Here is a 22306-nt window from a genome sequence, read left to right as displayed (position 1 = left end):
TTTTATTTTTAGATGGAATTTTAGGAAACTTCTTGAAGCCCTATTTGAGAGAAGATTATATTCCTGGAATTGGGCTACTGCTCACGTTAGTTGTCATTACGATTTTTGGCTGGTTATCAACGAGAGTTTTTGCCGGGGCAATTTTCCGTTTGATTGACAGGTTATTAGAAAGGATTCCGTTAATCAAAACCCTTTACTCGGTAATAAAAGATACTTTTAACTCCTTTCTTGGTGAAAAGAAGTCATTTTCAAAGGTTGCGCTTGTAACAATACCTGGAACGGATGTGAAAGCAATTGGTTTTATCACGACTGAAGATGTGGAGAGCTTTTATGATCCGTTAAAGGATTATGTGGCTGTTTATATTCAGCAAACGTTTCAAATTGCAGGCTTCACCTTCCTTGTGCCTAAGGATGAAGTTGAAATTATTGACGTCAAGCCTGAGGATGCCATGAAATTTGTTGTATCTGGTGGGATGACTTCTAAATAGAAATAGAAATATTACCCTTTTAATGACGAGTAAACGTACTCTCAATTATTGAGTACGTTCTTTTTTGGTTTTTGAGTTTACATAATAATATTACATTAAACTTACTGAGCGTAAGAAAATATTTTCGTTTTATGAACCAACACAGATTTCACACATATAGTATCAAATAAATATGTGGGCCCTTATAACGAATTTCATTTGAGGTGATATGCATGTATGTTGTCCATTACTTTGAAAACAAAAATCTTTTATTAACTCAGCTGGTGCAAAATATACCTGCTGTTGAAGAGGTTATCAAAATAAAAGGTCGCAAAGGCAAGGTTACCAAAATAACCGATATTGATGAAAAAAATGTCCATGTCCAGGTAGAATTGGATCAAATTGTAAAGAAGAAAGCTGTAGATGATTCCAAAAAACGAAGAAGATAATAAAAAAGGCCTGTTTCTAGTGTTTAGAAACAGGCCTACTACTATTTCCACCAATCATCGAACATACTTGCTGGCATATGTCGTTTATGCTTAGTAATGAGATAGCGTTTTTCAATTTTTTCAGCGACTTCTGGTGAAACTTGTTTTCCTTCCAAATAATCGTCAAGAAGATCATATGTGATTCCAAGTTCAGTTTCGTCAGCTTGCTGTGGTTTATTGTCTAACAAATCAGCAGTTGGGACTTTTAAATACAGACGTTCCTCTGCTCCTAACTCCTTTAATAGAGCACGACCTTGCCGTTTGGTTAGCCCTGTTAACGGCAATAAGTCCGCTCCCCCATCACCATATTTCGTAAAAAAGCCAGTGATTGCTTCAGCGGCATGGTCTGTTCCAACTACTAATAAATTATGCATACCACCGATCGCATATTGGGCAATCATTCTTTCACGTGCTTTTACATTCCCTTTATTGAAGTCGCTGATTTCCTCAGATGTTGATTGTTTGTACTGTGTTACAAAAGCATTAACAGTAGTTGCTATATCAAAAGTAAATTCACGGTCTGGTTGAATAAACGCGAGTGCAGCCTTTGCATCTTCTTCATCCTGTTGAAAACCATATGGAAGTCTAACAGCAAAAAAGTTCGCCTTATGTCCTTCATTTCGAAGCTCACTGGCAGCCATTTGACAAAGCTTTCCCGCTAAAGTAGAATCCTGTCCACCACTGATACCTAACACAAATCCGTTTGTCTTACTTTTTACTACATATTCCTTCAAAAAACTTACTCTACTTTTAATTTCTTCCTTTGGATCAATCGTTGGTTTTACATGTAATTCTCTCATAATCTGTTGCTGAATACTCATAAAAACTCCCTCCATTGAAGATGGTTCGTTTCGCAACAAAATCCGTTTAAATCTTTCCAATCATTTCTTCAATATTTTCCTTTACTTCTTCAATTCGTTTCATTTTATTGTTCCAACATTCTTGACTTAGGTCTACTGGATATTCTTCTGGCATTGTTGTACGCTTGTACTCGTCCCAAAGTAATTCCAGATTTTTATTTAAGTACGCTCGGATTTCCTGTAAAGTTGGAACTTCATAAACAAGATTCCCATTTTCAAAAATTGTGTGCTGCAATTCTCTTGCTTCAAAGTTTGTAACAAATTTACTTATAAATGTATGGACTGGATGGAACATTTTAAGTCTTTCTTCATGTTGTGGGTCCTCATGCTCGAGTGTAATATAGTCTCCTTCAGACTTTTGGCTATTCTTATTAATTATCCTATACACTCGCTTTAATCCAGGTGTTGAAACCTTTTCAGGATTACCGCTTATTTTAATAGTGTCTACCATGTCTCCATTTTTATCTTCAACTGAGACAAGTTTATAAACTGCACCTAATGCAGGTTGGTCATAGGCAGTAATCAGCTTAGTTCCGATGCCCCATGAATCAATTTTCGCCCCTTGGGATTTTAAGTTGATAATGGTATGTTCATCAAGATCATTGGATGCCACAATTTTGGCGTTTGGAAATCCTGCTTCATCTAGCATTTTTCGTGCTTCCTTTGATAAATAAGACAAGTCACCACTGTCTAAGCGAATCCCTATAAAGTTAATATTGTCTCCTTCTTCCTTAGCGACTTTAATCGCATTTGGAACACCGGATTTCAATGTGTCATATGTATCAACGAGAAAAACACAATCTTTATGAGTACTTGCATAATGTTTAAAAGCTTGATACTCATCTCTATATGCTTGTACTAATGAATGTGCATGTGTTCCGGAAATTGGAATATCAAATAATTTACCAGCACGAACATTTGAGGTTGAATCAAATCCAGCAATATAAGCTGCCCTCGTCCCCCATATTGCTGCATCCATTTCTTGTGCACGTCTTGTACCGAACTCCATAGCAGTTTGGTCTCCAACCACCTGCTTAATCCTTGAGGCCTTTGTTGCAATCAATGTTTGGTAGTTGATAATATTTAAAATGGGAGTTTCCAATAAAACTACTTCACAAATAGGGCCCTCAATACGAAGAAGAGGCTCATTTGCAAAAACAACTTCCCCTTCCTTCATTGAACGAAGAGTTCCTGTAAATCGAAGATCTTTTAGATAATCTAAAAAGTCCTCCCTATAGCCCTCCTCCCTTAAGTAGGCAATATCCGTTTCGCTAAATGCAAAATTCTCCAGGAATTGAATAATTCTTTCAAGTCCAGCAAAAACGGCATAACCATTCCCAAATGGAAGTTTCCTGAAATTTACCTCAAATACTGCTTTTCGAGTATGTAAGCTTTCCCTCCAATAAATCTCAGCCATATTAATTTGATATAGATCTGTATGTAGTGCAAAACTATCATCTTTATAATGCTTATTCATCCAAAATTCCCTCCAATAAATGACCCATTGCTTTTACTCTAACGGACTTCAGCGCCGATTGAGTCTTTAAAATGGCCTAAAGCCCATTCATGTCCAGCTTGATTAAAACTTGCAACTGCTGAACTGTGTATGACAATTTTAAATCCACGATTGTATGCGTCGACTGCAGTGTGAAGCACACAAATATCCGTACAAACTCCAACTATATGAACTTCTGTGATGCCACGCTCTCGTAATTTAATGTCAAGGTCTGTACCAGCAAACGCAGAATATCTTGTTTTATCCATCCAGTATACATTTGCATTTGTTTGCTGCTCATTGAACACTCTTTGTAAATCCCCGTAAAGAAGTCTCCCTGACGTATCTTCTATATTATGAGGTGGGAAAATTAAAGTTTCAGGATGTAATTCATCGCCTTCTTTATGAAGATCGATTGCAAATACAACAAAATCCCCATTTGAAATAAATTCTTCAGTAATCCGAACTATTTCTTTTTCGATTTTTTGGCCTGGTTCCCCACAAGTTAAAGCTCCATCATTTGCAACAAAATCATTCGTATAATCAACATTTAACAATGCTTTTTTCATACTTTTTCCTCCTCATAGACATACTGTTAACTTCATATCAAAAGATAAGCTAAATTTGGTCGATGTTTCTTCCTGTGGAAAAAAATTTTTTAACTATAGTCCATTTTATATGAATTCTGCTTAATTTTGAATAGAATTGTACTTTTTTGTATAATCTTAGGATCCATTCAATTGGGATGTGTAGTTTTATGAATGATTTAAATAGCAGAATAATGAAAAGAACCCCACAGCCGGGGTTCACAGTAAATCAGTTACATATTATTCCTCGTCTAATTCTTCATCAAATATTTCATCGAAAGCGGCAGATACTTTATCAAATTCTTCGTCACTTTCGATTGCTGAGAAATCTCCCTCTTCATCCACTTTTAAAAAGAAAATATCAATATCATCCTCAGACTCTTCTTCTAAATCTTCCAGAAATCCAACTGCTGCATATTCTGTTCCTTCAATCGTTACAACGCCAAGTACCTCAACATCTTGCTCTTCGCCAGTTTCATCACTAATTGAAAAAACTTCTCCAACTTTTACTTTTTCCATGATTTTTTCCTCCCCAATTGAGTTATGTACTATTTTATCTTTCCAGTGTACAAAAGAAAACATACCTTGTACACATTATTATTTCGAGGTTTGCAAACAATAATCCTGTGGAAGGTTTACTTTCACAAATATCAATGTGGAGGGATATACATTGAATATTCTGTTTCGCTTATTCCCAGAGTTGTTTTATTCATTCGTAAAGTTGACAATTTTCGTGAGAAGACTAGCAGCTAGACTTCAGTATTTATTACGAATCCCAGCTCTTGCGTAGAAAGGATATTCAATCTGTATAGGTAAAACTCATTGATGTGGAAAAGGTAGGCGAATCGTTGCTTACCTTTTTCTATTATTTTTTGCTTAAAATGGTATTTTAAATTAGAAATTATGTTATGATGAGGAAAAAAATGGGAGACATTATATGAATCCTTTTCTATTTGGTGTGTTAGTTGTGACCACTACAGCGTTAATGGGTTCCTCTTTTGCGGTTGGTAAAATTGGATTAGGTTATGTAACGCCCCTTCTTCTTGTTGGTTTACGCTTTACAATTGCAGGTATTCTCATGGCTTTATTTGTATGGAAAAAACCACTACCCAAAAAGTTTCTTGATTGGGTACGAATTTTTACGATTGGGCTCTTTCAAACGGCTGGTGTCATGGGCTGCATATTCTTAAGCCTTCGGACGATTTCAGCAGGGGAGTCTTCCATCCTTACATTTAGCAATCCCTTACTTGTTGTTATTTTAAGTACAATCTTTCTTGGAATTCGTTATCAACTTTTTCATTGGATTGGGGTAGTCATTGGGTTTTCAGGAGTCTTTATAACCCTTGGTTTTCACCTACATTTAGAAATTGGGATATTATTGGGCCTCGGAGCATCTATATCTTGGTCGATTGGAACATTGTTAATTAAAAAATGGGGTTCCAATTTTAATATTTGGGTGTTAACGGCTTATCAAATGTTGTTTGGCGGCATTCTTCTCCTTTTGATGAGCTTGACTCTTGAGACACCTGATTTAACGATTACTCCTACTTCCGTTTTTATTATTTTATGGCTTGCAATCATGGCTTCGATTGTACAATTTGCAATTTGGTTTTATTTACTAAATACCGGTGACCCAGGAAAAACCTCAGCATTCTTATTTTTAGCGCCTTTTTTTGGAGTGTTATCTGGATGGGTGCTTTTAAAGGAAGTTGTAGAATGGTTTGTATATATCGGTGCCCTCTTTATTTTTCTAGGTATCTTTTTAGTAAATTGGACATTTGCTAAAGATAGAAAAGTAGACCAAAAGCTCGGCGCATAAAATAGGCCCCATTTTCTATTTTAGAAAACGGGGTCTTTCTCTATGTCTAGCACTAGGTGCCTTTAGCTTTTTCTATTAATTAATAAATTTTTCTGTTTCGTGCCAATATTCCTTCCGAAGGTGAACTTTTTGGATTTTACCTGATGCTGTTTTGGGTAGTTCATCTTTGAAGACAACCTTTGTAGGGGCTTTAAAATGCGCTAAACGACTCCGTGAGAAAGCAATTAACTCTTCTTCTGTTACATCATAGCCTTCACGTTTAACAACAATTGCCTGTGGGGTCTCACCCCATTTTTTATGTGGTATTGATATTACTGCAACTTCTAAAACAGCAGGGTGATCGTATAATGCACTTTCAACTTCAATGGAGGAAATGTTTTCTCCACCACTGATTATGATGTCTTTTTTACGGTCAGCAATTTCTATATTTCCTTCTGCATCTACAATTGCCAGATCACCTGTATGATAAAAGCCATTGCGAATGACTTCGTCTGTACCTTCTTTATTATTTAAATAGCCCTCCATTACAGTGTTACTGCGGACAATGACTTCCCCTATTTCTTTCCCGTCCTTGGTTACGTCTTCTCCAAATTCATTGACAACACGTACCTCTGCTCCAATAAACTCATACCCGGCTTTTGCTTTTAAACGATATTTTTCTTCTTTAGATAGGTCATTCTGTGTATTGCGAATAATGGAAGTGGTGATAAGAGGTGCAGCTTCAGTCATACCATATACTTGGATAAATTCCCACTCTAGCTCCTCTTCCACACGTTTAACAAATGCAGGTGGAGGTGCTGATCCAGCGATAACAATTCGAATATCTTGTTCTTGTTTTGTAAATCCACTTGATTCAGCATATTGTAGTAACGAATTAAGAACGGTTGGAGCCATATGCATAACGGTAACTTTATAGGTATCTATCTTTCTAAAAATTTCCTCTGGCCTTACCTTTCGTAAGCAAACCTGTGTGGCTCCATTTGCTGTGTAGTAAAAAGGTGATCCCCAACCATTGACATGGAACATAGGCAATATATGAAGAAGTGTATCACGGTCTGATACGCGAAGATGATGCATGGTTGTTAATGCATGAAGGTAATTACTACGATGTGAGAGCATAACGCCTTTTGGTTTTCCAGTTGTTCCGCTTGTGTATAAAAGGGTAGCAATGTCATTTTCATCTAACTTAGGTCGTTCGACTGGAGCTTTTTCAAAGCGTGCCAGCCATTCCTCATAAGAAACAGTCCACCCCATGTCCCCTTTTTGCCCGTGGACAATGATCTTTTCAACAGTTTTTAAGTTTTCACGAATAGGCTCAATGTGTCCTACCAGCTCATGATCAACAAATAAAACTTTTGTTTCACTGTGGTTTAGTATGTACTCATAATCAGATGGAATTAATCTTGTATTTAACGGAACAATGATGGCACCGACTTGAAATACTCCGTAAAAGCCCTCAAACATCTCAGATGAATTCGGAGCTAAGTATGCGACACGGTCCCCTTTTTCACTCCAAGATAGTTTAATCCTCGTGAGAGTTGGTTAACTCTTTCATTTATTTCTGCATACGTAAAGCTTTTGTCGTCATCAATCAAAGCGGTTTTTTTTCCGTATAGTTTGACAGCTCGATCTAAAAATTGAGATAAAAGCAAAGGTACGTACAAATTCAATTCCCCCTTAATAAGTATAAAACCAAACCTGCATACGTTTTCATTATAAGTAATATTCACATACTTTTCAAACAATTTAAAATTTAAAAAACATCTACTCAATGTAGATGTTTTCCTTAAAGACCTATTTTTGACCAATCAAATAGTGAGCCAGGGTCTGTTTTTCTTCCAGGTGCATATTCATCATGTCCAATGACATGGTTTCTGTCACGTAAAATAGAAGGATTTCTTTTTAAAATAGTAGTAATCAATAATTCAAGTGATTGATATTGAGCATCCGTATAGCCTGCCAATGAAGGATCTATTTGATTATAGATGTTTTCTGGTATAATCTTTACCATTTCTTCCCTTGTACCGATTGCAAGAAGCTCAATTCCAATCGAATATTCATTCATCTTATTTTCGTATTCTGGAAAATCAGACAAGCTTCCTTTTCCTGCATGATAGGCCACCCTGTCCTCGGGAACAAGGCTATAAATAGTGCCTTCCCGATCAATCAGGTAATGAACGGAAAGTCCGTATTCCTCAAAAATAGAATAGACATCTTCTACATTATAAGGATCTGCCGGATTAACCCCCGCATTACTAATAAAATGAATCATAAGATGGGTGATTTCTTTTGTCCGTTTCTCGGAAATGTCAAGGGGCAATGGTTTTTGGACAGTAGTAATAATTTCTTCTGTAGCCACTTCTACCTCCGTATTTTCAACTTTTGCTTCTTTGGCCTGTATTGAACAGCCGAATAATAGGCTGGTGAGTAAGCAGCCAATACCAATCATTTTCCATTCCATGGTTCGTATCTCCTGTAACAAACTTTATCCTATCGTTTTTAGGTCATATTACCTATATGTATTTGAATTGCTTGTCTCGTTTAGTAAACTATAAGATACATTATACATAGCAATTTATAGGATGTCAGTCTAAAGTTGGAGATTCTCGTTTTGAAATTCAAATTCCCATTCATCTTTTACTAGTAAATATAGGACTAATAACTCATTTTCTAATTGTTCGTACGTCTTTCCGGCTACATCGATTCCCACTTTTGGTAACAAAATATTTGCGATTTGCTTCGTTCTTCTGTCTTTTATATCCTCTTTCAATTGTAGAAAACGATGACAATAAGTTTGAAGCAATTTCCATTCCTTGTTTCCAAAAGATTTTAATGCCCATTGGTCGATTGGAAGTGAATCTTTATCAAGTCCACGTTTACGAATTTCCAATTCTAGTGGTTTTGGTTTTTTATGATTTTTTGTTCGTCTTTCATGGATGACGATTGTGCCCGCAACAAGGTCACCAATTCGCTTATGTTTAGTATGAAAGAATATCATAATAATTCCTAAAAAATAGGATGCTGGTAAAGAATCAATGATGCGCAGAAAATTGCGGATGAAACTTGATAACAGTGTAATACTATGCCCGTTTTCTTGTATGACACGAATTCCGAGAACTTTTTTACCGATGGTCTTACCTCCAGCGAAAAACTCAAGCAAGAAAAATAACTCCAGTTTAATAAAAACAATATGATAATTGTAATTGCCAATGCGCTGGAAGAAAAAGTTTCTCCTAGTAGCCATATATCAGGACTGCCGTTTAAAATAACCAGTAAGATTAGTAAAATTAGAAAACTCGCCGTTGTCAAAATTAATGTATCTAGTAAGAAGGCAGCTGCACGGCTTCCTACCCCAGCTAACTGAAATTGGATGGAAACAAACTCCGGTGTTTTAATATTCGTTTGTTCTTGATTCAAAAAGATCCCCCTTTCCTGGTTTCTATTTTTCTCTAAAATTACTATAATAAGGTTATTGTAAAGTAAAGAGGTGGTTGCCCGTGAACATGAAGCAGTTTGTAAAACAGCACCGAGACGAGTGGAAACAGCTTGAGCAAATGATTTCCAAGATTCATAAGCGTAGAAAATCGCGAACTAGTAATGAAATTAATGAGTTTTATAGACTTTATCAAAAATGCACGCAACATCTTTCCTATAGTCAGACCTATTTTCCAAACGAAGAGATTACCCCTTATTTAAACGGTCTTGTCTCAAAGGCTCATAACCTTCTATACAAAGACCAGGTTTCAAGTTTCAGGCAAATCAGGTATTTCTTTCGTACAAAATTTATCGGTCTATTACTTGAACAATGGAAATTCGTGGTTATTGCCATGGTCTTGTTTACTCTAGGTGGGGTTGGTAGCTTTTTTTCAGTTGCACAGGACCCACTACATATGTTTTCTATTTTGCCAACTGACATTGCGCAAGGTGTTGATCCTGACTATTTAGGAAGTCAAGATGGTGAAGTAGATTCATCCTTAATGTCTGCAACCATTATGACAAACAATATTCAAGTCGCTATTCTTGCATTTGCAAGCGGAATTACCTTTGGACTTCTAACCGTTTATATTTTAATTTACAACGGGATTATCGTTGGTGCATTAGCCGGCCTATTTTGGCATTATGGGAAAACCTATGATTTTTGGGCTTATATTGTCCCGCATGGAATGATTGAGCTTACCGCTATTTTCATTGCAGGTGGAGCTGGACTGTTAATGGGCTACAAACTGCTTGTGCCTGGAAATCACACAAGAGGTTATCAGTTAAAATATCAGGCGAAACGTTCAGTACAGCTCCTTTTAGGCACGCTTCCTTTATTTGTTATTGCCGGGATCATCGAAGGTTTTATTACACCCGCTGCTATTTCACTTGAAGCTAAATATGCAGTTGCATTCATTACTGTAATTGGATTAATCCTTTACATCGTAACTGGAAAACTATTACTAGCGAGAAAAAAGGCTACAGCAAATTCCGATTCATAATATCAATATAATAGGAAACGGCTGTTGCTGCCATATTTTCGGCTTTGGCCTCTACCATTATGAGGCCTTGTTTTTCCCATTTTAGTTTTCCACGCTTTTTCTCGAGCATCTGCATTTGTGCCATACTTTTTAGCATCACCGTTTGGACATTTGTAGGCCTCTCTTTAATTCTCTTGTTTAATGTTGCATCCTCTATTCCAATCATTAGAAAGTAATGCCGTTGCCTTACTTTTTGTAAATAAATCAATGCACTTTCTTCCCTTACAAATGCATGTACATCACTAAACAGTAAAACGAGGCTTCGTTTTGTTTGCATTGTTTCTAAATAAGATAAAACAGCGCCATAGTTTGATTCAACTGCGTCTACTTTGAGATTATAAATCGCATGTAAAATGATTTGAAGATGGGCCATCCCTTTTCCAGCTGGGACAAAAACCTTAACATCAGTTGAAAAAGCCAACATAGATACAAAATCCCCGTGCTTGAGAGCTGCAGTGGCTACTGTTATTGCGGATTCAATCGCTCTTTCAAGGCGATTCCCCTTATCCAACTCTGCCCCCATCATTCTTCCACAATCAAGTAATATCGTAATATATTTTCCGTGCTCTGGTTCGTATTCATTCGTCATGACCTCATGGAGCTTTGCTGTCTGTCTCCAGTTAATAGTGCGAGGATCATCACCGACGACATAACTTCTAATTTTTGAAAACTCTCCTACGTCTTTTTGTTGCTTTCGAATTTTTACGCCTTCATATAATAAAAATTTCTGTGCGTTTTCTAGATACTGTCTTGTTTCTGAAAGATTTGGTATAACTTTTACTTGGTTTTCTAATGTGAATGTGACTTGTTTTTCCCATAAACCTAGAATACTTTTGTACCGGAAATATAATTTATTAATTTGATAATCACCACGTTCCATTGCTTCAGTTTCATAAGTGATGCGAGTAGTTGTTTCACCAGAGATTTTCCCTTGAATTGGAAAGTCTCTAGAAAAGGAAGCGGGAATTCCATCTACTAATCGATAAAACATGTCAAATGTAGAATTGTTGGTTATAAAAATTTTAATTGGTGTTGAAAGGCCTCTCTCCAATTCATTCTGTAATTTACGTGTCGCTGTTATTTGCTTTTTTTTTGGAGAAAAGAATAAATCAAGGAAACTTCCAAATAAAACAAATCCATTGATACCAAAGATAATCCCCCATGAAAGTTCAAATGAAGTCAATACTAAAAATCCAATTGAAAGAATTAAAAATACGGACATCAGACGTTTTGTAGGAAGAATACCTCTATCTAGGAACAGGAACCGATCCCACAAGTTCTTCAATGATTTCGTCAATGGTGATTCCCTCCAATTCTGCATGCGGAGATAACTGAATACGATGTCTTAGTGCGGGCTTTGAGACCATTTTTACATCGTCTGGAGTTACATAATCTCGGCTAGTTAGGTAAGCCCAAGCCTGTGCTGCTTTTGCAATCGAGATAGCTGCCCTGGTACTTGCTCCAAATCGAATTGTTTCAGACTCCCTTGTTTTTCGGACGATTTGCATGATGTATTCAAGAACACCATCACCTAAAGTGACTTGTTCAATTTCCTTTCGAATCGATAAAAAAGTGGATAAATTGAGGATGCTTGACGAATCTTGATCACCGAAACTTTGTTCGATTATTTGTTTTACAACTTTTTTTTCTTCCTCGAAAGCTGGGAAATCAATTTGCAACTTGAATAAAAAACGGTCCTGTTGAGCTTCTGGCAAACGGTAAGTCCCCTCAAATTCAATTGGGTTTTGTGTAGCGACAACAAAGAATACGTCTGGTAGCTTGTATGTCTCACCTTGTATCGTAACCTGTTTTTCCTCCATTGCTTCTAACAATGAAGCCTGCGTTTTCGCAGGTGTACGATTTATTTCATCGGCTAATAGGATATTTGTGAAAACGGGTCCTTTTAATGTTTCAAACGTACCCTCCTTCATGTTGTAAATCATACTTCCAGTAATATCACTTGGTAACAGGTCAGGCGTAAATTGAATTCTTGTGAACTCTCCACCAAGAAGTGTTGCGAGTGTTCGTACCATCTGTGTCTTGCCGGTACCAGGTACACCTTCTATTAAGACATGACCACCAGCTAGTATAGCAGAAAGTAAAAGTCGTAAATTTATATGTTGACCTAAAATTCTTTGTTCATATTTTTCAAGTAAGGATGTAAGTTCTGGTCTCATCCTTTCTCCACCTCTTTTCGTAATTCATCTATGTTCTTTGACCACTGCAAATAATCGTATTTTGATATTTTTTCATTTTCTAAGTTTTTCGAGAGGTCTCGTAAAAACCTGTGAATTTCGCTTTCGTTTTTTCCGGTCCAGCGCTGCACATGCTTACTTGAAATGTCAGACCAGTTGCGATGAGTAGGTATCCCCCATTTTTCTTGTATCAGTTGTTTCACATAATCAGCTTGAATGTTCAATGATTCATGGTAGTAATGTCCTCTTAAATACCATGCGCTCAAAGCACGTATACCTTCATCACTAAATCGAACATATTCTTCACGGGGGGAAAATATTGGACCAAATCGCTTTCCTTTGTACCAAAGCCAAAGCAGTATGATTATTCCACCTTGTAAAAGGAGAACTAAAAACCAGGCTGGATATAGTGATGTAATACTGGAAGCATTTTGCGGTCCATGAACATATTCATCAAAATAATAAGTAGTTGTATCGGTATCCCCAATTAATGATATTACAAGTGGAATATGTTCATAGTTTAAGAGATTGCCATTTAGCATCCACTCTGGTGAAATCGCTGTAATGAGTTCACCATCCCCAATTTTTCGACTTGTTGCAATTACACCTTCCTCATCCTCAAGAAGTACTTTGTCCTTTTTACCTGGTATGATTCTGTTTGTAGCTTGTAAAAATGCAACATATTCTTTTCCGTCACGATTCTTGATGGTAATCGCTTCATCAAGAAAAGGATCAATGTCTGCTGGTAAGGTCCTGATATCAAACATCCCTCGTGGATTTGTTTTAAACAAAATCACCTTATTGCCAGCTTTCATAAAATCAAGATACCCAGCCATTTCTTCTGTTTCAGGTGTAAAATATGGTTCCACCATAATCAATACTTGATTACTATCGTGTTTGGAAAGAAGATGTGGTGAGTGGGACCACCTTTTTACATCATGCTCTTCATTTAAATATGTATAAATTGCCTTAACACCGGTTGGAGCAGGAGAGTTAGACACATAATGTGGATATGCTTTTGGGTTAAAGGATTCAATAAAATATGTTAGAAAGAGTAGGAGAGCAATAAGGCCGATCAAAGTGGCCCATACTTTACGGTTTTGCATCTTTCTTCTCCTTTCCTCCCTCTTTGTCATCTAGCCAGACAAAAGCTTTTTTTCGAAACTTGGTGTATTCTTCACTATCAATTTCATATTCTCCATATGCAATCTCATCAAACACTATTGCTAAATCGTAAAATTCATCTGCCCAAGATTGATTCACTCTACGTAATTCATCGTAATACTCCCAATTTGTTTTCCATCGTTTTGCCTCAAGCCATTCTTTCTCATGGAAAAATAGGAGGAGTGCTAAAAACAAATGTCTCGTTGCAGGTGAATACTGTTCATTTTCTTCATGCATTACCGCTTCTCGTATATGCTTTTGATAGGTCCAGCTTAATTCCTCAGCTGAATGAAGAGGTTTATTTTTACCAAACTTCGTCCTTCTTGTTTTATTCCGCACTAGTAAAAATATTGCAAATCCTAAGAGTAAAGTTGCTGCAAGAATGACCAGAATTAGCACCACCTCTGAGGCACCACTACTCGACTCAATTGAAGGGAATAAATTTTCTAAAAAATGTGCCAGCCGATCTTTTATTTGATTCCACCATTCCTGAAACACGTTCCTTGATTCATCATAGTAAATCCGATATTCTTTCTCATTTAAAATTTCTTCAATTCGGTCTCTTGCATCATATATTTGACCCATTGACTATCACCACTATCTCGGTTCATTGAACTCCTCAATCATTTCATCCAAATCTTCTGCATCATGTCGAGCCTTCGCATCAAGGTACATTACACCATATCCTACTGCAAACAATAACGTGGTAAATATAGTTGTTAAATTAACAAGTAACGTTAACAGAACACTATTACCCAAAAAGATTCCGAAAGTGGCCTCAACTGCAAAGCTAATCGCACTGATAATTAAAAAGAAAACAATATATAGACCAAAAAGGACCCAACCTCGTTTCTTTGATAAATGCCAACTTCGAGAAAATCCAGGAGATTCATAGTCTAATACTACGGAACCAAAATAAAAGCCCCAGCGCGTCAATAAATAACCGAGAGCGACAAATATCCCTAGTCCTAACACAAATGCTATTAATATCCCGACAGGTGCTATTGCTATTGCAGAGATTCCAATGGGTACTAATAGTAGGACCGCTACAAAGAAGAAACCAAATACAATCAGACTAAATAAAATATTGCTTCCTAGCATTGCCCAAAATCGTGTAAATGCCTTTTTAATTACTGAACCAATCATAAATTCTTCATTCTTGCGAATATGGTTCAATGCAATTAGAATTGCAGCTTCAGCAACAGGAAATAGAACAAACCCCGCAATACCAATTAGCATAGTTCCAATTGCCAATCCAAAACTGGTATTCTCAACAACGAGTGTTTCATCGAAGCTACTAAGTACTTGTGAAAACCAATCGTTACCAGGCCCAACCTGTCTTATAAAACTTCTTCCTGATCTCACTAGAATTAGTGCCTCGAGTATGTAAATGGGTCCCATAAAAATAAGTAAGATTGTAAAAAAATCACGAAATCGATTTTTACTTAAACTAAATGTGAGATCAAGTATTTCACCAAAACCCTTTGGTTGTGAAAATTTATTATTCAATCTGCCAGCCTCCCGTTATGTGTTGAAATGAATACTAATATCGCCTATTTTAACATTATTCTGGAAAATTTTCTGTAGTAATTTAGAAATAATTACTAATTTGAATCTAGGAAAATGCAAAGGCCTGACCCCTTTTGGAATCAGGCTGTTAAGATATTTGGCTTTGCGACTATATCATTTAATAGCACCTGTAATATCATAATGACTTAAGTCGATTTCAAGTGGTTTACCCATGGCTAGTTTCGCTAATTCACCACCTAAAAATGGACCAACAGTTAATCCAGAGGCACCGAGTCCATTTGCAACGAAAAGGTTATCAAAGCCAGGAATAGCACCAATTACCGGAAGAAAGTCTGGTGTAAACGGTCGAAAGCCAACTCTTGTTTCTAAAACCGTTCCTTCCGATAAACCGGGAGCAATACTTAGAGCTTTATCGAAAATCTCATGAAGTCCACCTGCAGTAACCCTGTAATCCAACCCCTTTTCATTTTCATGGGTGGCTCCAACAACGACATGTCCATCATCAAAAGCTAAAATATACTGATCATTCGGTGGCATCACAACTGGCCAATTACCTGTAGTTGTATCTTCCAAGCCCAAATGGACAATCTGGGCTTTCTGTGAAGTTACCAAAAAATCAAAACCAAGTGGATGTAGTAATTCATTTGCCCAAACTCCGGCTGTTACAATTACTTTATCAGCTTTAAAAAATTCATTGTCAACCATCGCCCCAGTAAGTTGGTCCCCTTCTTTTACGATAGATGCTTCCCCTTTTTTCACATCTGCACCAAAATGTTCAGCAGCACGTATCAAAGCGTTTCGAAGTTCCCTACCATTTACTCTAGCTGCACCGCTTATATGTACGGCCGAAAATTCTTCAGATATTGGCGGAAATAGTTCTGTTGTCTCCAAAGAATGTAAACGTGTAATCTCTCCAATTTCTGGTGCATCTTCGCGACGAATGTGGGCCCGCTCTTGCATTTTATCAAGCTTTTTTTCATCAGTATGAAGACTAATCGCTCCTACCTTTTTATACCCTGTATCAGACTCACCTAGTGTTTCAAGCTCACTTATTAATGTCGCATAGTATTTTGCACCAGCTTTTGCTAAATTGTACCACGCTTTATTTCGGCGCTGAGAAAGCCATGGACAGACAATCCCTGCAGCAGCATCAGTTGCTTGACCTTGATCTCGTCGGTCAATAATTGTTACTTGAGCACCTGATTTTGCCAGATGATAGGCGGTAGACGCGCCAAGAATCCCAGCTCCAATAACAAGATAATTAGTCATAATTTTAAATCTCCTTCTAACCTGTATGTGCTTTATTTTACTAAAAAAGCAGATTAGAAACATCTTTTTGTCGAAAATTGTATATTTTTCAGTTAATCATCCAGTATATAGATAACGCTGTAAAATATAGGAAATAAAAATTTGTTTAAAACAGCGAATAAAAATAATGAAAGGAGGAATGACAAATGGCTAAAAATAAAAATAATCAATCGCAAACAGGTGCAAATAGTATGGACACGGAGTTTGGCGCGGAGCAAGGTATGAGTAAAAAAGCTCGCAAAAAAGCTGCTCGAGAAAATCGAAAAAATAAATAACTTTTAAATAACAAATATTCGTACCGGTACATATTTGACCTGTTCTGAGGCATTATTTCTGGAACGGGTTTTTTCTTTTATCACTTTAGTTATTGGACAACTGCACGGGCCCGTATACTATCTAAAGGAGGCGATTATTGTGAAACAACTAGACATTCAAATGGTATTATTTGTCGGGGCAACCTTAGTTCATGAATATTGGCTACATTGGGGACTTCCAAGGGTCTATTATTGGGATGTTAGGAATACTCACTTTAAAAACAATGAAGATGATTCAGATGAGAAAATCGCATAGAAAAAGGGATAACAAAGTTACCCCTATTCCTTTACTTTAAGTAAACGCAAGCTGTTAAGTGTGACAAGTAAGGTTGCACCCATGTCAGCAAAAATTGCTATCCAAAGTGTGAGCCAGCCAGGAACAACCAATAATAAGGCCAATGCCTTAATTCCTAAAGAAAAAATGATGTTTTGTTTAATGATCCATAATGCTTTTCGACTTAATTTAATCGTATAAGGCAATTTCGTTAGATCATCAGACATTAAGGCGACATCAGCGGTTTCAAGTGCTGTATCTGTTCCAGCACCTCCCATCGCAACACCGATCGTCGCAGCTGCTAGTGCAGGAGCATCATTTACCCCATCTCCTACCATCGCAACATTTCCATGGGTTATTCGAAGTTCTTTTATTGCATTTAATTTGTCTTCAGGTAATAAATCAGCTTTTATTTCGGTGACACCAACTTCTTTTCCAATGGCATTGGCTGTTCGCTGATTATCACCGGTGAGCATGATTGTTTTTTCAATGCCGACAGCATGAAGTTTGCGGATAATCTTACTTGATGATTCTCTAGGTTTATCAGCTACTGCTATAAGTAAAAGGATTTTCTCCTCGGTCCCTACTATCATAACTGTCTTAGCCTGGCTTTGTAGTTCAGCAATTTTTTCTTGTTGCTTAGTTACGAGTCCTTTGTTTACTTCTTCAAAAAAGGTAGGACTTCCAACGAAATAAACTTCATTTTTTATAAGTGCCTTTAGACCTTTTCCAGTGATAGATTGAAAGTCTTCAATTACCACGTCTTGGTATGGTAGGCCCTCAGCTTTCTTTAGGATAGCTGTAGCAAGTGGGTGTTGTGATCCTTTTTCAATAGCTGCAGTAAACGTCAGCCACTCTTGTTCATTTTCATCGTATGAAATGATGTCAGTGACAACGGGAATGCCTTTAGTTAACGTACCCGTTTTATCAAAAGCAATCACTTTGAGTGCGCCTGCTTCTTCGAGGTATATACCTCCCTTTATCAGTACACCGTGTCGAGCTGCATTACCAATTGCAGTTACCACTGCGACTGGAGTTGAAACGACTAATGCGCATGGACACCCTACAACTAAAGCTGCTAGGCCTTGATAAATCCACACATTCCATTCTGCACCAAAGAACAGGGGTGGAACGATCCCAATTAAAATGGCTAAGACAATGATTGCAGGTGTGTAGTATTTAGCGAATTTATCTACAAAAGCCTGTGAAGGAGCACGTTCAGCCTGCGCTTCTTCGACTAAATGAATGATTTTGGCGATTGTCGTATCTTGGACCCGTTTTGTTACTTTTACTTCAAGCAGTCCCTCTTCATTCAAAGTTCCAGCAAAAACCTCATCATCAATTGATTTGCTAACAGGAACACTTTCACCAGTAATCGAAGCTTGATTTATCGAAGAGTGTCCTTTAATCACGATACCGTCCATTGCAACTTTCTTCCCAGGCTTCACAATCATGATATCTCCAATTTGAATATCCTCAACATCAATCATCAATTCTTGGGATCCACGTCGTATCAACGCTTCGTTTGGTGCAATATCCATCAACGATTCAATTGATTTTCGAGCTTTGTCCATTGAATAGCGTTCCAAGGCTTCACTTATTGCAAATAAAATCACAACAGTTGCCCCTTCACCCCATTCTCCGATAATGGCTGCTCCAATAATCGCTACTGTCATGAGGGTATTCATATCAAAATTGAAGTGAAATAGGTTTTTTACTCCTTTTTGAAATAGTGTATAACCACCAATGATTATGGCTGCAGCATAGCCGAATATTGAAGAGATATGTTCTTCTCCATATTGCTTAGCTATAAGCCAGCTCAAAAAAAGCAAAACAGCAGAAATATAGACTTTACTATTTTGTTTTTGCTTCCAAAATGGTATTTGTGGTGCTGCTTTTTCATGTTCATCTCGAAGTTTAAGATTTTCAAAGGCACCTGCTTTTTCAAGTTCTTCAATTGTTGTATTTCCTGTAACTGTTAGTTTAGAAGCACCAAAGTTTACATTTGCATCTATAACACCATCCAGGTGTTTCACATTCGTTTCGAACGTTTTCGCACAACCTGCTCAGGAAAAGCCTTGAACTCGGTAAGTCTTTGTAGCTTGCTCTGACATATCTTCACCCCCCGTGAAAATGTTTTCTCTTATAAATCATTATACACTTTTGTTTTTATGACGTACTAGGGAATGGCTTAGATTTAGGCAGCCCTATTTCATTTCCATACATCGGATAATGTTTCTCTAAAAAGTTGATCTAACAAGGGTGTAGAATTTGAGATGTTAGATTCTTGCTTAGATACATATCGTTCAAGATGTTCAATTTCTTTTTCAATAAATTTGTCTAAAACGGCTATTTTTTCAATGACCTTTTGGCCAGAAGACTTAAATTTAATTAGTTGCTTAATGATTAATTCTAGCTCCTTGTTTGATATAACCTCACTAACGAGTTCGTTCAAATCAAGGTGAATCATTTTATTCTGTATTTCAATGGATTTTGCCATTAGTAATGGTCGAATCACATTCACATACGTTTTTACTTGTGGTCCACTTTCTTGAATGATTTTGAAATTTCCCTTTGCCATACTTACATAATGATACATGCATGGAATGGGTGAGAAAATGGTGGGCTCTAATTGTTGCATTTTTTCAAGGAAAGAAAATGCTTGGCAATAGATAATAGGTGAATGTAGCCATTCTAAAAGAGCAGGATTTGATTTTCGATATAATCGAAGTGCCTTTGTCAGTTCCCAGCCACTCATATCAACTAAAGGGTTTACAGTGATAGATAATTTATCATGTTTTGGAATTTCAAGCACATCTCGCTTTTGATCTATCGAAAGATACCAATCAATTTTCTGTATGTAAATAAACCGAACATCATAATCACTGTCTTCGGAAGAAATTCCCCAGGTTCGGCTTCCTGCCTCACAAGCATAAAGTATTTTAACGTCGTATTCCTTTTCTATTTGCCAAAGAATTTCTAGAATATGCTCGTTCATTGTGACAACCCCTTTCCTTGCATGAGAAAAGGAGATGCATACTAGTCATCTCCTTTTACTAAATAGTATTCTCTATTTACGTATACATAAAACACATCAATACATGTGCTGCGAGCCTACTGGTGATATCACGCACATCTTTAGATGGATCGATTTCAACAATATCCATTGCTTTTACTTTTGAATGAGATGCGGCTACCGAAAGACTTGAAAGAAGCTCCCTAGATGTTAAACCACCTGGCCCAATTGCTGGGCAACCTGGTGCAAAGGCTTGATCAACAACATCCATGTCTACAGAAAGGTAAATAAAATCAACCTGTTGTGAAAGTCGCTTTATTTCTTTTTCCATAATAGGAACAATTCCGTTATGGTCTACATCATCCATGGTATATACTGAGACGTCCTTGCTTTTTACATATTCATGATATTCAAGGGCATTTGCATAATCACGAATTCCGATTTGAGTGAGATCTTCCCCTTTTAAAAATCCACCCTCAAGTAGACTTCGAAAAGGTGTACCGTTCGTTCTTCCACCATCTTCTACATTACGAACATCATGATGGGCATCCCATTGAATCACACCGACTCGACCAAAATATTCTTGAAAGGCTCGAATTGAAGGAAAGCTTACACCATGGTCGCCCCCTAGCATGATATATCTTCTGCATGCATTCGTTTGAAGCATCTCTTTTACACTGATATATAAACGTTCAGTGGTTTCTTCGAGTTTTGTCGGATGGGTGTGCACATCTCCAAAATCTAGTATGGTCGTATCCTTGTAATCATGTTTTCTTTCTCCTGAATACGTGGAATACGCGTTCAGTGCGTTTCGAATCGTTTTAGGAGCTTCAGCTGCAAGGGATGGTGAAATTGATGATTTCGATGCTGGCAGTCCAATGATTCCAATGTCAGCCTTTGCACCTTTTTTATATGGTTTCATACATTCAGTCACTTTTGTAACATATTTATCTTTAAAAATTGCTGGTTTTCCAGGTGTAAGGTATTGAAAATCAGACATTGTCGTCTCTCCCCCACACTTTTGTTCCATTAATAAAGACACTATTTGTATGGTTTACGCCAAAATGATATGGAAGGTACATGTAATTTGGAATATCCCATAATACAAAATTAGCGTTTTGACCGATTGTGATGGTACCTGCTTCTTTGCATTTACCAATTGCATATGCTGCGTTTACTGTAACTGCATTCCAAATTTCTTCCGGGGTCATTTTTAACTTTAAAGCTGCAAGGGACATAATAAGCTGTAAGTTTTCAGTTACACAACTACCCGGGTTAAAATCCGTTGCAAGTGCAACAGCAACCCCTTCATCAATCATTTTTCGGGCTCGTGCATAAGAATCCTTGCCAAGGTAGAATGTTGTTCCTGGCAATAAAACCGCAACTGTTTCTCCTTCAGCTAGCATCTTGATTGCTTCATCCGAGGCAGCGACTAAATGATCAGCACTTGTTGCACCGAGTTCTACGGCTAATTCGGTTCCTCCTAATGAGTCAATTTCATCCGCGTGAATTTTTAAGCCAAACCCTTTTTCCTTTGCCTTTTGTAAAAAGTACTTTGATTGTTGCGTGGTAAAGACACCTGTTTCACAAAAAATATCAGCAAACTCTGCAAGGTTTTCTTTTTTATTCTATCAAGTAACCGGACCATATCCTCCAGAAATTCATCCTCTTTCCCTTTATAGGATGGAGGAATGGCATGTGGTCCAAGGAAAGTAGAAACAATTGAAATTGGAAAACTTTCTTTTAGTTTCTTAACAACTTTAAGCTGTTTTAATTCCGTGTCAGAATCTAAGCCATATCCACTTTTTGCTTCCATCATGGTTACACCATATGAAATGATTCGATTTAGATGGAAGGAAGCTTTTTGATATAGTTCTTCTTCGGTAGCTTTTCTTGTAGCTTCCACCGTTGAAAGAATGCCCCCACCTTTCGCCAAAATTTCAAGATAGGGGATACCGGCTTGCTTTAAGGCAAGTTCTTTTTCACGAGAACCTCCGAACACTAAATGTGTGTGCGGATCCACCAGTCCTGGTGATACTACCTTTTGCTGTGCATTAAGCTTTTCTAATGTTTGGAAATGGCTGGCTTCATCGTTTGTACCAATCCAGGCTATTTTTTCATCTTTTATTGCAAATGCTGCATTTTCTTTTATCGTAAGCTGCTTCATTTCTTCGCCTTTAAGGGGTCTTGAATTTGCCTTTGGTAAAATTAATTGACCTATATTATGAACGAGTAAATCGAATTGCATAGTAACACTCCTTTCGTTTTAGAT

21 protein-coding genes and 3 pseudogenes are annotated in these 22306 nt (G+C 37.2%); 6 read left to right on the top strand and 18 right to left on the bottom strand.

Annotated features, from left to right (window positions below; all coding sequences use genetic code 11):
- A partial coding sequence (locus BTHG_RS24110; protein ID WP_010281924.1) for a DUF502 domain-containing protein occupies positions 1-488 on the top strand: 488 nt, incomplete at its 5' end.
- A 212-nt stretch (positions 489-700) separates the two neighbouring features.
- Positions 701-916, top strand: a complete 216-nt coding sequence (locus tag BTHG_RS02445; RefSeq protein ID WP_010281921.1) for a hypothetical protein — start codon at positions 701-703, stop codon at positions 914-916.
- 41 nt (positions 917-957) lie between these two features.
- On the opposite strand, the gene nadE is transcribed toward BTHG_RS02445, so the two are convergent.
- From nadE to BTHG_RS02425, 4 genes are all read right to left on the bottom strand, one after another.
- A complete protein-coding gene (gene nadE / locus BTHG_RS02440) occupies positions 958-1776 on the bottom strand; it encodes an ammonia-dependent NAD(+) synthetase (RefSeq protein WP_010281919.1) in 819 nt (272 codons plus the stop codon).
- Positions 1777-1822: 46 nt separating this feature from the next.
- Entirely contained in the window at positions 1823-3292 is a 1470-nt protein-coding gene (locus tag BTHG_RS02435; protein WP_010281917.1) for a nicotinate phosphoribosyltransferase, read from the bottom strand.
- A 38-nt stretch (positions 3293-3330) separates the two neighbouring features.
- On the bottom strand, positions 3331-3879 hold the full coding sequence (locus tag BTHG_RS02430; protein WP_010281913.1) for a cysteine hydrolase family protein: 549 nt from the start codon (positions 3877-3879) through the stop codon (positions 3331-3333).
- Positions 3880-4137: 258 nt separating this feature from the next.
- Positions 4138-4416, bottom strand: coding sequence for a DUF1292 domain-containing protein (locus BTHG_RS02425; protein WP_010281911.1), 279 nt, complete (start codon positions 4414-4416; stop codon positions 4138-4140).
- 418 nt (positions 4417-4834) lie between these two features.
- On the opposite strand from BTHG_RS02425, the gene BTHG_RS02420 reads away from it, so the two are divergent.
- Positions 4835-5716, top strand: a complete 882-nt coding sequence (locus BTHG_RS02420) for a DMT family transporter (protein ID WP_010281909.1) — start codon at positions 4835-4837, stop codon at positions 5714-5716.
- A gap of 75 nt (positions 5717-5791) precedes the next feature.
- Here BTHG_RS02420 and BTHG_RS24105 read toward each other — a convergent pair.
- The 4 genes and pseudogenes from BTHG_RS24105 to BTHG_RS27770 form a co-directional block, all read right to left on the bottom strand.
- A pseudogene (locus BTHG_RS24105) lies at positions 5792-7380 on the bottom strand (long-chain-fatty-acid--CoA ligase).
- A gap of 122 nt (positions 7381-7502) precedes the next feature.
- Positions 7503-8177, bottom strand: coding sequence for an N-acetylmuramoyl-L-alanine amidase (locus BTHG_RS02410; protein WP_010281907.1), 675 nt, complete (start codon positions 8175-8177; stop codon positions 7503-7505).
- 129 nt (positions 8178-8306) lie between these two features.
- A complete protein-coding gene (locus tag BTHG_RS24100) occupies positions 8307-8876 on the bottom strand; it encodes an RDD family protein (RefSeq protein WP_010281903.1) in 570 nt (189 codons plus the stop codon).
- A 77-nt stretch (positions 8877-8953) separates the two neighbouring features.
- Positions 8954-9025 (bottom strand): annotated as a pseudogene (locus tag BTHG_RS27770) (hypothetical protein); the annotation flags it as partial.
- A gap of 188 nt (positions 9026-9213) precedes the next feature.
- On the opposite strand from BTHG_RS27770, the gene BTHG_RS02400 reads away from it, so the two are divergent.
- A complete protein-coding gene (locus BTHG_RS02400; RefSeq protein WP_026021662.1) occupies positions 9214-10194 on the top strand; it encodes a stage II sporulation protein M in 981 nt (326 codons plus the stop codon).
- Here the strand turns inward: BTHG_RS02400 and BTHG_RS02395 are convergent.
- The 6 genes from BTHG_RS02395 to BTHG_RS02370 form a co-directional block, all read right to left on the bottom strand.
- Entirely contained in the window at positions 10172-11530 is a 1359-nt protein-coding gene (locus BTHG_RS02395) for a DUF58 domain-containing protein (RefSeq protein WP_010281898.1), read from the bottom strand. The genes BTHG_RS02400 and BTHG_RS02395 overlap by 23 nt on opposite strands.
- Positions 11481-12410: an AAA family ATPase gene (locus BTHG_RS02390; RefSeq protein WP_010281895.1), complete on the bottom strand. Its 930-nt coding sequence runs from the start codon at positions 12408-12410 to the stop codon at positions 11481-11483. The genes BTHG_RS02395 and BTHG_RS02390 overlap by 50 nt, the downstream gene beginning before the upstream one ends.
- The gene (locus BTHG_RS02385; protein WP_010281891.1) at positions 12407-13534 is read right to left on the bottom strand and encodes a DUF4350 domain-containing protein; all 1128 of its coding nucleotides are present in this window, start codon (positions 13532-13534) and stop codon (positions 12407-12409) included. The genes BTHG_RS02390 and BTHG_RS02385 overlap by 4 nt, the downstream gene beginning before the upstream one ends.
- The gene (locus BTHG_RS02380; protein ID WP_010281888.1) at positions 13521-14177 is read right to left on the bottom strand and encodes a DUF4129 domain-containing protein; all 657 of its coding nucleotides are present in this window, start codon (positions 14175-14177) and stop codon (positions 13521-13523) included. The genes BTHG_RS02385 and BTHG_RS02380 overlap by 14 nt, the downstream gene beginning before the upstream one ends.
- A gap of 12 nt (positions 14178-14189) precedes the next feature.
- On the bottom strand, positions 14190-15101 hold the full coding sequence (locus tag BTHG_RS02375; RefSeq protein WP_010281886.1) for a hypothetical protein: 912 nt from the start codon (positions 15099-15101) through the stop codon (positions 14190-14192).
- A 174-nt stretch (positions 15102-15275) separates the two neighbouring features.
- Positions 15276-16391: an NAD(P)/FAD-dependent oxidoreductase gene (locus tag BTHG_RS02370; RefSeq protein WP_010281882.1), complete on the bottom strand. Its 1116-nt coding sequence runs from the start codon at positions 16389-16391 to the stop codon at positions 15276-15278.
- A gap of 185 nt (positions 16392-16576) precedes the next feature.
- Here BTHG_RS02370 and BTHG_RS27595 point away from each other — a divergent pair, with 185 nt between their 5' ends.
- Entirely contained in the window at positions 16577-16705 is a 129-nt protein-coding gene (locus tag BTHG_RS27595) for a hypothetical protein (RefSeq protein WP_269719480.1), read from the top strand.
- 139 nt (positions 16706-16844) lie between these two features.
- A complete protein-coding gene (locus tag BTHG_RS26990; RefSeq protein ID WP_010281879.1) occupies positions 16845-17000 on the top strand; it encodes a hypothetical protein in 156 nt (51 codons plus the stop codon).
- Positions 17001-17023: 23 nt separating this feature from the next.
- Here the strand turns inward: BTHG_RS26990 and BTHG_RS02355 are convergent, their stop codons facing one another.
- From BTHG_RS02355 to hutI, 4 genes and pseudogenes are all read right to left on the bottom strand, one after another.
- Positions 17024-19132 carry a heavy metal translocating P-type ATPase gene (locus tag BTHG_RS02355; RefSeq protein ID WP_083849032.1) on the bottom strand — a complete coding sequence of 703 codons (2109 nt, stop codon included), beginning with the start codon at positions 19130-19132 and terminating at the stop codon, positions 17024-17026.
- A gap of 98 nt (positions 19133-19230) precedes the next feature.
- Positions 19231-20016: a nucleotidyltransferase domain-containing protein gene (locus tag BTHG_RS02350; RefSeq protein WP_010281871.1), complete on the bottom strand. Its 786-nt coding sequence runs from the start codon at positions 20014-20016 to the stop codon at positions 19231-19233.
- A gap of 76 nt (positions 20017-20092) precedes the next feature.
- The gene (hutG, locus tag BTHG_RS02345; RefSeq protein ID WP_010281867.1) at positions 20093-21034 is read right to left on the bottom strand and encodes a formimidoylglutamase; all 942 of its coding nucleotides are present in this window, start codon (positions 21032-21034) and stop codon (positions 20093-20095) included.
- Positions 21027-22282: pseudogene (hutI, locus tag BTHG_RS24095) on the bottom strand (imidazolonepropionase). Before hutI ends, hutG begins: the two are co-directional and overlap by 8 nt.
- Positions 22283-22306 lie beyond the last annotated feature (24 nt).

It is taken from the genome of Bacillus timonensis (genome assembly GCF_000285535.1).
Classification (GTDB): domain Bacteria; phylum Bacillota; class Bacilli; order Bacillales; family Bacillaceae_L; genus Ferdinandcohnia; species Ferdinandcohnia timonensis.
The sequence above is the reverse complement of the archived record's forward strand: the minus strand, read 5'-3'. Positions and strand labels throughout refer to the sequence as shown.